The sequence below is a fragment of the Vibrio sinaloensis genome, from assembly GCF_023195835.1.
GTDB classification, from domain to species: domain Bacteria; phylum Pseudomonadota; class Gammaproteobacteria; order Enterobacterales; family Vibrionaceae; genus Vibrio; species Vibrio sinaloensis_C.
On the sequence record NZ_CP096199.1, the window covers coordinates 2,319,696 to 2,335,129 of the forward strand.

A 15,434-nucleotide genomic window follows, 5' to 3' on the forward strand; every position below is an offset into this window, starting at 1 on the left:
ATAGTTGGTTTTGCAGCTAGGCGACAAGTAAATTCAGCCCTATGAGCATAGAAATTCTATGTAATTAGGGTGAATTTACGCAGTCAACAACGCTGCAACGCCAAATATGACGGGTAATGAGGAGCGGTCGCCTTCCATGCGAGAGACAAAGCATCCTTGTGCTTTGCTTCCTAGCTTACTGCTAGCACTCGTAAATTTTTGTTCCTAGCGCCAATCAAACCATATTTAGGCTCAAATAAGATTCTGAATCACGCTCGTGCCTCGCTGCTCAGAATGACAACCTTGACCTTGTCAATCCAGAAGTGAGGAACGAGCTATCTGGAATCTAAGCTCTATCGCGCTCGAGCCCAATTTTAGGAACTCGTCACTAATCTCTTCTTGATAAACATCGAGTCGCCATATGAGAAGAAACGGTACTTGTTCTCGACTGCGTGTTTATAGGCGTTCATTGTATTTTCGTAGCCTGCAAACGCACTGACCAACATAATTAAGGTCGATTCTGGCAGGTGAAAATTGGTGATCAAGCAGTCCACGAGCTGATACTCGTAACCTGGGAAAATAAAGATTTCCGTGTCACCAAAGAAAGGAACCAGCTCGGTACCGTTTTTCAGCGCATCTTGTGCTGCACTTTCTAAAGAGCGTACTGACGTGGTACCGACCGCGATGATTCTACCACCTCGCTGTTTGGTTGCTTTGATCGCATCCACGACCTCTTGCGGCACTTCGACATATTCGGCATGCATATGGTGCTCAGCAATGTTGTCCACTTTCACTGGCTGGAAGGTGCCTGCACCGACATGCAAAGTCACGTACGCAAACTCAGCGCCTTTCGCTTTGAGCTTTTCTAGTAGTGGCTCATCAAAGTGAAGCCCCGCAGTTGGCGCGGCCACGGCTCCCGGTTTTTCATTATAAACCGTTTGATAGCGCTCTTTATCGGAATCTTCGTCTGGACGGTCAATATACGGTGGAAGCGGCATATGGCCAATCTCTTCCAATACCGCCAACACGTTCTGCTGTGAATCAAACTTGAGCTCGAACAGCGCGTCGTGACGGGCCACCATTTCAGCACGGTACTCGTCATTATCCCCGACAAAAATGGTGCTGCCTGGTTTTGGCGACTTTGAACAGCGTACGTGAGCCAGAATGCTTTTGTCATCTAGCACGCGCTCTACCAACACCTCTAACTTACCGCCGGACTCTTTGCGGCCGAACATACGTGCTGGAATCACGCGAGTATTATTGAAAACCACTAAATCGCCTGGTTGCACTTGCTCAAGCACATCGGTAAAGGTGCCATCAACAAGCTCCCCGGTGTTGCCGTCCATCTGAAGTAAACGGCTGGCAGTACGCTCTGGCTGAGGATAACGAGCAATAAGCTCATCGGGTAAGTCAAAGTGGAAGTCTGATACTTGCATGTTACTAATCTTTAGTCGTGATTTTATATGTCGTGATGGAAGTCGAACTGATTCTGTCACAAGCAGACGACAAGTTTTTTTGCAGCCGACTAGTATATTCCCCAACGAGGCAATAGCAAGAAAAGAGATGGGGAATATTATAATCAGATACAATTTGACTAACTTAAACCATGCGCTCTCGCCCCTTTCAAAACCCTGCGTTAAGCGGATCATGTTTTACGAGCGATTTTTGAAAATTGGCGATAAAAACCCAACCAGCTCTCAATATCAAACAGCAAAAATGACTATATTTACCTAAGAGCCTCAGTCACCTTTTAGTTAAACCAAAAGGTTAACCATCATGCTCAACACATGAGTCAGGGGCCATACACGTCAAACTAGGAGGTCGCCATGATAAAAGTAGAAGACATGATGACGCGTAACCCGCATACGCTGCTTCGCTCTCACAACCTCGCCGATGCTAAGAACATGATGGAAGCACTCGATATTCGCCATGTGCCGATCGTTGATGCTAACAAGCAACTACTCGGCGTGGTATCACAAAGAGATGTCTTAGCTGCGCAAGAGTCCAGTTTACAGAACATCCCAGAAAACCAAGCATTTACCCTCAACACACCACTCTATGAAGTGATGAAAACTGGTGTCATGACCGTCGTGCCTCAAGCAGGGCTAAAAGAGAGTGCCATCTACATGCAAAAACATAAGGTTGGCTGTTTACCTGTTGTAGACCGCGGCGAGTTGGTTGGCATCATCACCGACAGTGACTTTGTCGCTATCGCGATCAACTTACTTGAACTTGAAGAAGAGTCGGAGCCAGAAGAGATCGAATAGAAGTCGCAAGGTCTCAACTCAGACATAGCTATCAATGCCATCAACAGCAAATCAAGCAATTCCGACCTTTGTGTTTTGCTTGATACATGCATTCATCGGCGCGTTTCAACAGTCGATCCACGTCTATCGCCTCGGCGTAAGTTTCCGTGCACCCGATACTAATCGTTAGTGTGCCATCTGGGCTCTCGGGATTTGATAAAGTAAGAGCTCTCACCAGGGATAGCAACCTTTCAGCGATTTTTCGTCCTTGAACCCTATCCGTTTCGTGTAATATCAACACCAGCTCTTCTCCTCCGTAACGATACATTTTATCTTCGTATCTCAGTATTGAGCTCATCGCATTCACCACTTTTTTAAGTGCTTCATCCCCTTTTAAATGCCCCCAGTAATCATTGTATTTCTTGAAATAGTCGATATCGCACATTAATAGAACCAACGGCTTTTGATGCTGTCTGTGATGCTGAATAAAGCTGGGCAAATCTTCTTCCAACGCTCTTCGATTAAGTATCCCAGTCAACCCATCTCTTCTGGCACTCTCTTTCCAATGGTCTGACATCTCTTTTTGAGCAGTAATCGTTCTGGATTGAATGAGGTACAGGGCGCTAAAAACAACAATCACAAACAGTCCAACGATCGCCCCACGATGCACGATATCGTGATACACGTGTGTTTTACTCAATAGCTCTTGCACCATGGTCGTTCGGGTATTGTTTTGTTGATTTTCTATGCTCGAAGTACAAGAGATTGCGAAGAGCAGATGATGGGCGTATGAAGAAGGAGACAAAGGAGCACGAACGGAGCTATCCATCACGAGTTGGCTCACACGATCCAGGTGCTGGAGTGCGTCAGAAGTGCACTCGTAAGTAGATATATACGGACCAAAGTTTAGTAACGCATAGGCCATATCCAACTGATAGAGGACTTGATCTTTTGGTGTATCCTCAGTAATCAGTAACTCCAGCGCGTTGAGCATATGTGCTCTTGAGCGAAAGGAAAAAGGGCGTTCAGTTATTTTGTCTGAGCTTTCAAAAAATCGTTGTACTTGCTCCGCTTGGGGCTTTATTGCGCTGATGTAAACAAATACTCCAATCAGCAGCACACAGAAGGCCGCTGCGCCAACCAATACAGGCCCTCTCAATAATGATGATTTGGGGTTTGTAAACCAATACTTCATCAGTTTGCTTCTATTTTTGTCACCATCCAAATCCAATCGTTGAAACTTCTTAGATTGCTTGCCTTTGTCTCTTCATAGCTAGATTCAACAAGCCTTAAAGGGCCATGCTGACGAATTGTTAGCGGCTTTCCATCCTCATGAGTCACTAACAACCAATGCTTTTTAGGCCAGTTCTCTAGGCTGACTTGGTAGTCATCTAACGCCGTCAACGTCACGGAGTTCAGTTTTGTAGAGGAATATCGAGCGATAAAATCTTCTAGGTAGATGCCTTTCATCTCTACTTGTCGCCCTCTATATGGTGCGAAGATAACAATGACATCGTTCGATTCTGATCTCAGCGTTTCTATCGGAACATGCACTGTCCCTTTGTCGGTTATTACTTCAACACTCTCAATCGCAGCATAACTCACGATCGAAAAGAAGAGTGATATCCAAATGGAAAAGTGAAGTAACTTGTTCATGCCGAGTGTCACTTTGACTGAAGGGATAATAATAACAATAGCTACAATTTCCCCTCCGATAATCAACAACTGACAAGATTAACGATAATTTCTCACTAATGTGTAATTAATCACATATTCGTCAATATCAACTAGCGTTGTAAAGGCAAAAAAAAGAGCGGCCTGCGCCGCTCAAAAGCATGTCAAAGTTTATGCCTAAACAGAATACCAGTTCCCAATAGCGAGTCAGCTAAAGCCTGCATTTCTAACTGACTCACACTGGGTCAATGGCTAGGGATTAAAATTGGTCTTCTTCTGTTGAACCAGTCAATGCTGTTACAGAAGAGTTACCACCTTGAATGGTGTTGGTCATCTTATCGAAGTAACCGGTGCCCACTTCTTGTTGGTGCGCAACGAAGGTGTAGCCTTTCTCAGCCGCTTGGAACTCAGGACGCTGAACTTTCTCAACGTAGTGGCGCATACCTTCACCTTTCGCATAGTCATGCGCAAGCTCGAACATGTTGAACCACATGTTGTGGATACCTGCCAGCGTGATGAACTGGTACTTGTACCCCATATCAGAAAGCTCTTGCTGGAACTTAGCAATGGTTTCTGCATCTAGGTTTTTCTCCCAGTTAAACGATGGTGAACAGTTGTAAGCCAGCAGTTGATCTGGGTATTCCGCGTGAATCGCTTCTGCGAACTTACGCGCTTCCTCTAGACAAGGCGTTGCCGTCTCACACCAAATTAAGTCAGCGTATGGAGCGTAAGCCAGACCGCGAGAAATCGCTTGATCGATACCAGCACGTACACGGTAGAAGCCTTCTTGAGTACGCTCACCAACGATGAAGTCTTTATCGTATGGGTCGCAGTCTGAGGTTAGTAGGTCTGCGGCGTTAGCATCCGTACGAGCAATTACCAGCGTTGTCGTGCCTGCAACGTCAGCGGCTAGACGCGCAGCAACCAGTTTTTGTACTGCTTCTTGAGTTGGAACCAGTACTTTACCGCCCATGTGACCACATTTTTTCACTGACGCTAGTTGGTCTTCAAAGTGCACCCCTGCTGCGCCTGCATCGATCATCGACTTCATTAGCTCGTAAGCATTAAGTACACCACCAAAGCCTGCTTCCGCATCGGCCACGATAGGTAGGAAGTAGTCAATACCACCCTCATCTGCTGGTGATTTACCGCTGGCCCACTGAATCTGGTCAGCACGGCGGAATGAGTTGTTGATACGCTTAACAACAGAAGGAACGGAATCCACCGGGTAGAGTGATTGATCTGGGTACATGGTTGATGCGGTATTGTTATCCGCAGCCACCTGCCAACCTGACAGATAAATCGCTTCGATACCGGCTTTCGCTTGCTGGACCGCTTGACCGCCAGTCAGAGCACCTAGACAGTTGACGTAGCCTTTTTTCGCATCGCCGTTAACCAGCGACCAAAGTTTTTCTGCACCACGTTGTGCAATGGTGTTGGCCGGAACCATAGAGCCACGTAGCTCTACCACTTCTTCAGCAGTGTAAGGACGTTTTACCTGTTTCCAGCGTGGATTGGTTGCCCAATCTTTTTCTAGAGCTTCGATTTGTTGGCGGCGAGTTAAGTTAGTCATCGGTCTATCCCTCTATTGATGAGCGCTTTGTTGTTCTGCGCTTTGAATTTTTGTTGCTCACGGCAGTACATCCTGCTCTACCGATTCGCTTTCACGTTATTGTTAGGTTGTGGAGTTAATATCTATCAGTCCAGGTAGTCGTAACCTGGAATGGTTAAGAAGTTGGTCAGTTCGTCGCTAGTGGTGAGCTCAGCCATCAGTTCGGCCGCTTGTTCAAATCGACCAGATTGATAACGCGCCTCGCCCACTTCTTGCTTAACGACTTCGATCTCTTCGGCAAGGTACTTTTCAAACAGAGCTTTGGTTACGGTTTGGCCGTTATCCAGCGCCTTACCATGCTGGATCCATTGCCAAATAGAGGCTCTAGAAATTTCTGCCGTCGCCGCATCTTCCATCAGGCCGTAAATCGGCACACAGCCGTTGCCCGAGATCCAAGCTTCGATGTATTGCAATGCAACGCGAATGTTATGGCGCATGCCTTGTTCGGTAATGTCGCCGTCACATGGAGCGAGCAGATCCGCCGCGGTAACGGGGGCATCTTGTTCACGGGAGACATTTAGCTGATTGCTACGCTCACCCAATGCTTGTCCGAATACCGCCATCGCAGTGTCTGCAAGCCCAGGATGGGCAACCCAAGTCCCATCATGTCCGTTGCTCGCCTCCAGCGTTTTATCGTTGTACACCTTGTCCAACACTTGCTGGTTGGTTTGCGGGTCTTTCGCAGGGATAAAGGCGGCCATCCCTCCCATTGCGAAAGCGCCTCGCTTGTGACAGGTGCGGACAAGTAAACGCGAGTAAGCGTTTAGGAACGGCTTGTCCATCGTTACCACCTGACGATCCGGCAGCACGCGATCAGGGTGTTTTTTCAAGGTTTTGATGTAGCTAAAGATGTAGTCCCAGCGACCGCAGTTCAGACCAACAATGTGCTCTTTTAGCGCGAACAAAATTTCGTCCATCTCAAACACAGCCGGTAGGGTTTCAATCAATACTGTTGCCTTGATGGTGCCAGTATCGAGCCCAAAGTAGTCTTCAGTGAAATGGAACACTTCACTCCACCACTGCGCTTCATGATGCGATTGCAGTTTCGGAATGTAGAAGTACGGTCCACTGCCCTTTTTCATCAAGTTTGCGTAGTTGTTGTAGAAATAAAGTGCAAAATCGAACAGGGCACCCGGAATGATCTGACCATTAAAGGTGACGTGCTTCTCTTTAAGATGCAGACCACGCACTCGACAAATAAGAACCGCAGGATCATCGTTGAGTTGATAGTGCTTACCATTCGCCGGATTGGTGTAGCTGATGGTCCCGTTTACCGCATCACGCAGGTTGATTTGCCCATCTAGGACCTTATCCCACGCTGGCGACATTGAGTCTTCAAAGTCAGCCATGAACACTTTCACATTGGCGTTCAGTGCATTAATCACCATTTTGCGGTCGGTTGGACCGGTAATTTCTACGCGGCGATCTTGCAAATCTTGCGGAATACCTTGAATTTTCCAGCTACCTTCGCGGATATCTCGCGTCTCTTCGAGAAAGTCAGGCAGTGCGCCAGCGTCAATGCGCGCTTGTTTTTGTTCTCGCACTGCCAGTAGCTCATCAACACGCTGGGCAAATTTGCCACACAACAGAGACAAAAAGGTTTGGGCTTCAACAGGGAAAATCGCTTGATGCTCTGGTGAAAGGGTACCAGTGACATCAAGCTGGCCTTCGGTATGGAAGGTTTCTTGGGCTTGGTTAGTGTTTTCTCTGTCTGGCGTGTTGGTAAGCATAATTTCTTCCTTAACTATCCATGCTATCTATGGGCATCGGCTACTTTGGATATTGACCACTTACATTTGTAACTATCAAACAACAATCAAACATCTTCATCGATTGGTGATTAATGCGGTGTATCACTGTCTTGACCTTTAGATTGACCGAGCGAAACCCGCTTTACAATCTAGACATAAGTCTTACGAGGCATGCATTTAAGCTATACCAACATTGAGTAGAGTAAAAGTACTAAAGTAAACAAAACGTTAAATTCGAAGTTTTATTCCGCCAGCGATAAAGCCTTGATTTCGATCACCAAACCGTAACTAATTACGTAATTTAATTACAGTAAAATTGGAGGTGTAAAACCGTTTCAAACAAGCGTTTGATTTATAGCAATGGCAAGCAATCCCTGCTGGCTAGTGCCAAACAGGGGATGAGTTGAGTAGAGATTAAACAGAGAGGAAAATGATATCTGTAAAATTCACAGTGTGAAATTTCACAATTTAATGAAAGCTTCATCAAAAATTTGTTGTGAAATTTTACAAGTCAAAGTTCACCAACAGAATAAAATGCTAAAAAGCACACTTAAACTAGTGTGCTTTTGAGGGGTATTAGCGGTTATGTGAGTAATACTTATCGCTAAAGCAAGGTTGAAACCACATCGGCCAACTTGTTAAAAGTATTCACTCGAGACGAACTTGGGCGCCAAACTAAACCAATATGACGATGTGCTTGCTGTCCGGGGGCATCAATCACGACCAAATTTTGATTGTCGATTAGCCCGTGATCAATGGCCATTTGTGGGATAAATGTCGTGCCCATACCATTGGCGACCATCTGCACTAAGGTATGCAAACTGGTGGCAGAGAACGGGTTGATTTTCTCTTTATCGGTCAGTTGGCAAGCCGATACCGCATGCTCGGTCAAGCAGTGCTCCTTCTCGAGCAAAAATACAAACTCATTGGGCAAATCGGCATAGCGGATTGGGGTTCGAATCGCATCCGCTTGATTTTGACTGATGATCATCCGAAACGGATCGCTACCAACAATTCGGCTATCCATAGTGCCGATATCGACAGGCAGGGCCAAAATCAAAACGTCGAGCTCTCCATGACGTAGGGCATCGAGCAAATTGGTGGTTGTATCTTCTCTTAATAGTAAGTTCAGCTGCGGAAAACGCTGGTTGACCTCTTGTACCAAATCGCACAACAAGAAAGGGGCAATGGTAGGAATGCATCCGACTCGTAACTGCCCTTCCATCTCATCACCTTGGCACAAACGGCCAAGCTCAACCAAATCTTGTCCCTTAGCCAAAAGCTCACGCCCTTGCTGAACCACCATTTCTCCCGCTTGAGTAAACACTAGCGGGCTTTTTTTGTCTTTCTTCTCATACAGCGGGCAACCAATCAGCTCTTCGAGATTTTGGATACCTTTACTTAAGGTCGATTGACTGACAAAACACTTTTCGGCAGCGTCGCTAAAATGGCGGGTTTCATAGAGGGTGATCAAGTAGTGTAACTGTTTGAGGCTAGGCCACTTATTCATAGAACTATCGATTATTCATGGTTAGATATTGACCAAGTTAATGAAACCAAACTTATCGCTTTTTTCGATTAACTTAATCTATTTAATTCGCTTTTTTACATACTACAATGTGTACTATAGTTTGTCTCGTACAAACACGGACCGAACCCGCGCTCTATACGCAGGTTTGGAACTAACTATATATATTAGGAGCAAAAAAATGGTACTAGTAGGTCGTCAAGCCCCAGATTTTACTGCTGCAGCTGTTCTAGGTAACGGTGAAATCGTTGATAACTTCAACTTTGCAGAGTTCACTAAAGGTAAGAAAGCGGTTGTTTTCTTCTACCCACTAGATTTCACTTTCGTTTGCCCATCTGAGCTAATCGCATTCGACAACCGTTTTGAAGACTTCAAAGCGAAAGGCGTTGAGGTTATCGGCGTGTCAATCGACTCTCAGTTCTCTCACAACGCATGGCGTAACACTGCTATCGAAGATGGCGGTATCGGTCAAGTTAAGTACCCTCTTGTTGCTGACGTTAAGCACGAGATCTGTAAAGCATACGACGTAGAGCACCCAGAAGCAGGCGTTGCTTTCCGTGGTTCATTCCTAATCGACGAAGACGGTCTAGTTCGTCACCAAGTAGTGAACGACCTACCACTGGGTCGTAACATCGACGAAATGCTACGCATGGTTGATGCACTAAACTTCCACCAGAAGCACGGCGAAGTATGTCCTGCACAATGGGAAGAAGGTAAAGCAGGTATGGACGCTTCACCAAAAGGTGTTGCAGCTTTCCTATCTGAGCACTCATCAGACCTAGGCAAAAAATAATTGCCTAACTCATACCCAACGCTCAACGGGTATGATTGGTTGGTAAAGCTATAAAGTAATAAGCGCGAAAAAGCGCAGCGCCAATCAGTGTTAAGTAAAGTCCTGACAAAGAGCCCGAAGTGATGCTTCGGGCTCTTTTTATTTTAGTTCAAACCGATCTGTATAGTTGAAAAGACAAAGTATCGCTAAAGAGACAAGGCGTATCCGCCTCCGGACGTTCTGGTGATTGGCTCTTTAAACTCACCTTGGCTGTCACTATGATGATCTCAACTTAATTTATGACCGAGCAAGCAAGTTCAGTCGAGACGTATACCAACATGGAGATTTAACATGGCTTACTTTTCTCTCGCCTTTGGTACGGCGACCAAAAACCGTGATGGAAAAATCATTGAAGCGTTTTTTCCAAACCCTGTGCTTAACCCAGCTGATGCACTTGTTGATGCCGTCGCAAAGGTCGCAGGTTACGAGCAAGGTAACCAAGCGTTAGAAATCTCAGCGACACAAAGTGCAGAGCTGGCTGCCGCATTTGAAGCCAATGGCGATGCAGCCAACGCCTCATTTGCTGCAAAAGCTGCGCAATCATCGCAACCCTTGGTGCTGGTTATCCTAGCGACGGATGACAAACCTCAGTCGGTTGCTGAAGGTTTCTTGAAGCTTCAATTAATCTCGAACCGTCTGGTTAAGCCGCACGGCACTGTGTTAGATGGTATCTTTGGTCTACTACACAATATTGCATGGACCAACGAAGGCCCGATCGATCTGCCAGAGCTTGCCGAACGTCAAATCGAAGCGCGTTTAGCTGGCCGTAACTTAAGCGTCGATTGTGTGGATAAATTCCCGAAAATGGTCGACTACGTTGTGCCTGCTGGCATTCGTATCGCCGACACCTCTCGCGTTCGCTTGGGTGCGCATGTTGGCGAAGGCACCACTGTTATGCATGAAGGCTTCATCAACTTCAATGCAGGTACGACTGGCGTGAGTATGGTCGAAGGTCGTATTTCTGCGGGTGTTGTTGTCGGCGACGGCTCTGATATCGGTGGTGGTGCATCAATCATGGGTACGCTATCGGGCGGCGGTACTGTTGTGGTTTCTATCGGCGAAAACTCCCTACTAGGTGCAAACGCAGGTCTTGGTTTCCCACTAGGCGACCGCTGTACTGTTGAATCTGGCCTATACGTTACGGCGGGTTCTAAAGTACGTATGCTTGATTCTTCTGGCCAAGAAGTTGAAGTGGTTAAAGCGCGTGACCTCGCTGGGGTGTCTGATCTTCTATTCCGTCGCAACTCTGTGACTGGTCAAATTGAATGTCTAGCCAACAAATCTGCCGTTGAGCTTAACTCTGAGCTACACAGCAACAACTAATTGTTGCCATCCCTTTCAAAGCCGAACCCTCGAGTTCGGCTTTTTCGTTTGTGACTCACAGCGAACGCCCCTCTCCTTGATAGCCGATCACTTTCGTTTAACAATAATTTGACAATTTTATGCTCGAACGCTCATTTTAAGCGTTTTATTGTTTTCGTATCCGCCCCTAGTATGGAAAATAGCTGTCATTAGCTAATCACCCTCTCTACGCCTCCTAGGCGATTGAGCACTAGACTGTAACTAGGATGCGAAACAAGGATTCTTACTATGACTGAGCAAAAGTATATTGTGGCGCTAGATCAAGGCACCACCAGCTCTCGTGCCGTGATACTGGACCACGACGCGAACATTGTCAGTATTGCCCAACGTGAGTTCACCCAAATCTATCCTCATTCAGGCTGGGTCGAACACGACCCATTGGAAATATGGGCAACCCAAAGCTCAACCTTAATTGAAGTCCTAGCGAAATCGGGCATCAGTAGTGACCAACTTGCTGCCATTGGCATTACCAACCAGCGTGAAACCACCGTAGTATGGAATAAAGAGACGGGCAAACCCGTATATAACGCCATCGTTTGGCAGTGTCGCCGTACTGCGGAAATCTGCGAACAGCTTAAAGAGCGAGGTCTAGAAGAGTACGTTCGTGAAAGCACTGGCTTGTTGCTCGATCCCTACTTCTCGGGCACCAAAGTGAAATGGATTTTGGATAATGTCGAAGGCGCTCGCGAGGATGCTGAAGCGGGAAAACTGCTGTTTGGTACGGTCGATACTTGGCTAGTATGGAAGATGACCCAAGGTCGAGTCCACGTCACCGATTATACCAACGCATCACGCACCATGTTATTCAATATTAATGAGTTATGTTGGGATCAAAAACTGCTCGACGAACTCGGCATCCCTGCCTCAATGATGCCCGAAGTAAAGCGTTCATCTGAGGTATACGGTCAAACCAATATCGGCGGCAAAGGCGGGACTCGTATCCCCATTGCTGGCATTGCCGGCGACCAGCAAGCCGCACTGTATGGTCAGATGTGTGTTGAGGCGGGACAAGCCAAAAACACTTATGGGACCGGGTGTTTCTTGCTGATGAACACGGGTCAAGAGAAAGTCACCTCAAGCCACGGCCTACTTACTACCCTCGCCTGTGGCCCAAATGGTGAGCCCTCTTACGCACTCGAAGGGGCGGTCTTTATGGGCGGCGCCGCGATTCAATGGCTACGTGATGAGATGAAACTTTTGGCTGATGCCAAAGACTCGGAATACTTCGCCACCAAGGTCGACACATCAAATGGTGTGTATGTAGTGCCTGCCTTTACCGGTCTTGGTGCTCCGTACTGGGACGCCTGGGCACGTGGCACCATAGTCGGGCTAACCCGAGGGGTCAGCGCGAACCATATCATTCGCGCGACATTGGAGGGCATCGCCTATCAAACTCGTGATGTGCTCGACGCGATGCAGGCCGACTCCGGGATCAAGCTTGCCAACTTGCGGGTCGACGGCGGTGCAGTAGCCAATAACTTTCTTATGCAGTTTCAGTCGGACGTACTCGACACCCAAGTATTACGACCACAAGTCACCGAGGTGACAGCGCTGGGGGCCGCTTATCTTGCTGGTCTAGCGGTCGGCTACTGGGATAGCATTGATGAACTGAAGAACAAAGCGCAAATCGACCGTACCTTCGATCCTCATCAAGACGAAGAGAAGCGCAATCGACGTTATAAAGGTTGGAAACGCGCGGTGAAATGTGCCCAAGTGTGGGCAGAGATGCATAGCGAAGACGACGAATAATCCCATCACACGACCCATTACCATGCAAAAAGAGCGCATGTATCGCGCTCTTTTTGCGTCATGCCACCGATTCCACTCGATACCTGCTTCTCACAACGCGCTAATTCGCGCACAATAACGCTCATATCGATTTTCGAATTTGGTGTTATGAGCATACACCGCGCTTATTCAGGGAGTAATCAGTGAAGCAGATTCCACGCCACCAGCAGATTGTCGCTTTGGTACAAAAGCAAGGGTACGTCAGTACCGACGAACTGGTAGAGAAATTTAATGTGAGTCCGCAAACCATACGTCGTGACCTTAACGAGCTGGCGGACGAGAACAAGATTCGTCGTTATCATGGTGGTGCAACCATTCCACTCAGCTCAGAGAATACCTCTTACAACACTCGTAAAGGAATGAACTTCAATGAAAAGGATGTGATTGCGGAAGAAGTCGCTAAACACATTCCCGATGGCGCGACCTTATTTATCGATATTGGTACCACACCTGAGGCCGTGGCACGTGCGCTGTGCAAGAACCACAAACAACTGCGGGTGGTGACCAACAATATTAATGTTGCAGCCATTCTACTTGCCAATCCCGAGTTCAAAGTGATTTTGGCCGGTGGCGAAGTGCGTAACCGCGATGGCGGGATTGTCGGTGAGGCCACGCTCGACTTTATCAAACAGTTCCGTCTCGATTTTGGTATTTTAGGCATCAGTGGTATCGACTTCGATGGTTCACTACTGGATTTTGACTATCATGAAGTGCGAGTCAAACAGGCGATCATTGAAAACAGTCGCAGCGTGTTCCTAGCAGTCGATCACTCCAAGTTTGGCCGTAACGCTATGGTGAAGCTAGGTAATATTGCCCAACTGCATATGCTGTTCACCGACAAACAACCGCCAAAAGAGATCCTCGCTATTTTGCGTGAGCACTCGATTCCGTTACAGGTCAGTGACCAAACTAAAGCACAATAAGCCATTACTCTCTGCTAACAAATTATCAACCTCCATGTTCGTATGGAGGTTTTTTTGTACCTAAACCATTAAAACGCTCATAAACGAAAATAAAGGATGATCTAAAACGAAAGCTGCGATAGGATTGATTTAGGTTCAAAAATGCTCGTTCGCTCAAAAGGGATCAGGAATTTTTATGAGTATCAGTTCAAACGCGGTAAATGCAGACAAAACTTTCGATGTGATCATCATTGGTGGTGGTATTAATGGCGCGGGAATCGCCGCAGATGCCGCCGGACGAGGGCTCTCGGTCGGGCTGTTTGAAGCGCAAGATTTTGCTTCCGCCACCTCCTCTGCCAGCTCAAAGCTGATCCACGGCGGACTGCGCTACTTGGAACACTATGAATTTCGTTTAGTCTCTGAAGCACTGGCTGAGCGAGAAGTGTTGCTAAAGAAAGCACCTCACGTGGCGCAGCCAATGCGCTTTCGCTTACCCCATCGCCCGTTCTTACGCCCTGCGTGGATGATCCGCTGTGGTTTGTTTCTCTACGATAACTTGGGCAAGCGAACCACGCTACCGGCCAGTGAAGGGATCGATTTGAGCAAGTCAGGTTTACTTAAGCCGGAAATGAAGAAGGGCTTTGAGTACTCGGATTGCTGGGTCGATGACGCTCGATTAGTGCTACTCAATGTGCTCGCGGCGCAAGAGAACGGCGCCGAGATCCGCAACTATTGCCGAGTGGAGAACGCTCGTCGTGTCGGCGACATCTGGCATGTCTCGGTAAAAAACGTCATCACAGGTGAGCAGTTTACCCGCAAAGCGAAAGCGTTGGTCAACGCAGCCGGGCCTTGGGTAAAACAGTTCTTCGACGATGGTCTTGAGCAGACCTCGCCGCGAAACATTCGCTTAATTAAAGGCTCGCATATCGTGGTAGCGCGCATTCACGACGAGCCGCAAGCCTACATTTTGCAAAACCAAGACAATCGCATCGTGTTTATGATTCCATACCTAGACCGTTTCTCGATCATCGGCACGACTGACGTCGAGTATCAGGGCGATCCACGCAAGGTTGCGATTGATCAAAACGAGATCGACTATTTGATCGACATCGTCAACCAGCACTTTGTGACTCAGCTAAACAGCGACGATGTGGTTTGGAGTTACAGTGGTGTGCGTCCGTTATGCGACGATGAGTCTGACTCTCCACAAGCGATCACTCGTGACTACACCCTCGAACTCGAGGCAGAACTAGATCAAGCGCCGCTGCTGTCGATCTTTGGCGGCAAACTGACGACCTACCGCAAGTTGGGTGAAGCGGCATTGACAAAACTGAAGCCGTATCTGCCCCATATGGGCAACGCGTGGACAGCCGATCATGCCCTGCCTGGCGGCAACTTCAGTTGTAACCGTGAGCAGCTAGCGGAGACGATCCACGCGAATTACCCTTTCCTGCCTCTAGCGTTGATTCTGAGATACGTTACCCAGTTTGGCACTTACACCTGGCAACTGCTGGCCAACGTAAGTAGCAAACAGGAGATGGGCACTGAGTACTCAAACTCTGCACACGGCGTTTATCAACGCGAGGTTGATTATCTGCTCGAACATGAAATGGTGCGCACCCTAGACGATCTCATCTGGCGTCGTACTAAGCTAGGTCTGTATCTGTCTACCGAAGAGCAGCAGGCGCTCGCCGACTATCTATCGAGCAAGCAGCAAGATGAGACAGTGACACTATCTCAAGTCAGTTAAGTCACTTTGG

At 47.5% G+C, this 15,434-nt stretch carries 12 protein-coding genes; 6 read left to right on the forward strand and 6 right to left on the reverse strand.

What is annotated here, in order from left to right; translation table 11 throughout:
- Positions 1–353: 353 nt before the first annotated feature.
- Positions 354–1,415, reverse strand: coding sequence for a tRNA preQ1(34) S-adenosylmethionine ribosyltransferase-isomerase QueA (queA, locus tag MTO69_RS10495; protein WP_248329022.1), 1,062 nt, complete (start codon positions 1,413–1,415; stop codon positions 354–356).
- A gap of 390 nt (positions 1,416–1,805) precedes the next feature.
- Here queA and MTO69_RS10500 point away from each other — a divergent pair, with 390 nt between their 5' ends.
- The gene (locus tag MTO69_RS10500) at positions 1,806–2,246 is read left to right on the forward strand and encodes a CBS domain-containing protein (protein WP_248329024.1); all 441 of its coding nucleotides are present in this window, start codon (positions 1,806–1,808) and stop codon (positions 2,244–2,246) included.
- A gap of 40 nt (positions 2,247–2,286) precedes the next feature.
- Here MTO69_RS10500 and MTO69_RS10505 read toward each other — a convergent pair whose 3' ends face one another.
- The 5 genes from MTO69_RS10505 to MTO69_RS10525 all read right to left on the reverse strand — a co-directional run bounded on the left by MTO69_RS10505 (position 2,287) and on the right by MTO69_RS10525 (position 8,772).
- Positions 2,287–3,420 (reverse strand): GGDEF domain-containing protein, encoded by a 1,134-nt coding sequence (locus tag MTO69_RS10505; RefSeq protein ID WP_248329026.1) that lies wholly within the window; start codon positions 3,418–3,420, stop codon positions 2,287–2,289.
- A complete protein-coding gene (locus MTO69_RS10510; protein ID WP_248329028.1) occupies positions 3,420–3,881 on the reverse strand; it encodes a hypothetical protein in 462 nt (153 codons plus the stop codon). The genes MTO69_RS10505 and MTO69_RS10510 overlap by 1 nt, the downstream gene beginning before the upstream one ends.
- Positions 3,882–4,158: 277 nt before the next feature.
- Positions 4,159–5,472, reverse strand: coding sequence for an isocitrate lyase (gene aceA, locus MTO69_RS10515; protein WP_248329030.1), 1,314 nt, complete (start codon positions 5,470–5,472; stop codon positions 4,159–4,161).
- Positions 5,473–5,597: 125 nt separating this feature from the next.
- The gene (gene aceB / locus MTO69_RS10520; RefSeq protein ID WP_248329032.1) at positions 5,598–7,241 is read right to left on the reverse strand and encodes a malate synthase A; all 1,644 of its coding nucleotides are present in this window, start codon (positions 7,239–7,241) and stop codon (positions 5,598–5,600) included.
- A 625-nt stretch (positions 7,242–7,866) separates the two neighbouring features.
- On the reverse strand, positions 7,867–8,772 hold the full coding sequence (locus tag MTO69_RS10525) for a hydrogen peroxide-inducible genes activator (protein WP_248329034.1): 906 nt from the start codon (positions 8,770–8,772) through the stop codon (positions 7,867–7,869).
- A 199-nt stretch (positions 8,773–8,971) separates the two neighbouring features.
- On the opposite strand from MTO69_RS10525, the gene MTO69_RS10530 reads away from it, so the two are divergent.
- From MTO69_RS10530 to glpD, 5 genes are all read left to right on the forward strand, one after another.
- Positions 8,972–9,583 carry a peroxiredoxin C gene (locus tag MTO69_RS10530; RefSeq protein ID WP_176287133.1) on the forward strand — a complete coding sequence of 204 codons (612 nt, stop codon included), beginning with the start codon at positions 8,972–8,974 and terminating at the stop codon, positions 9,581–9,583.
- 330 nt (positions 9,584–9,913) lie between these two features.
- Entirely contained in the window at positions 9,914–10,945 is a 1,032-nt protein-coding gene (gene dapD / locus MTO69_RS10535; protein WP_248329036.1) for a 2,3,4,5-tetrahydropyridine-2,6-dicarboxylate N-succinyltransferase, read from the forward strand.
- A gap of 267 nt (positions 10,946–11,212) precedes the next feature.
- On the forward strand, positions 11,213–12,733 hold the full coding sequence (gene glpK / locus MTO69_RS10540) for a glycerol kinase GlpK (protein ID WP_248329038.1): 1,521 nt from the start codon (positions 11,213–11,215) through the stop codon (positions 12,731–12,733).
- Positions 12,734–12,915: 182 nt separating this feature from the next.
- Entirely contained in the window at positions 12,916–13,695 is a 780-nt protein-coding gene (locus tag MTO69_RS10545; RefSeq protein ID WP_248329040.1) for a DeoR/GlpR family transcriptional regulator, read from the forward strand.
- Positions 13,696–13,870: 175 nt separating this feature from the next.
- Positions 13,871–15,424 (forward strand): glycerol-3-phosphate dehydrogenase, encoded by a 1,554-nt coding sequence (gene glpD, locus MTO69_RS10550; RefSeq protein ID WP_248329042.1) that lies wholly within the window; start codon positions 13,871–13,873, stop codon positions 15,422–15,424.
- Positions 15,425–15,434: the final 10 nt, after the last annotated feature.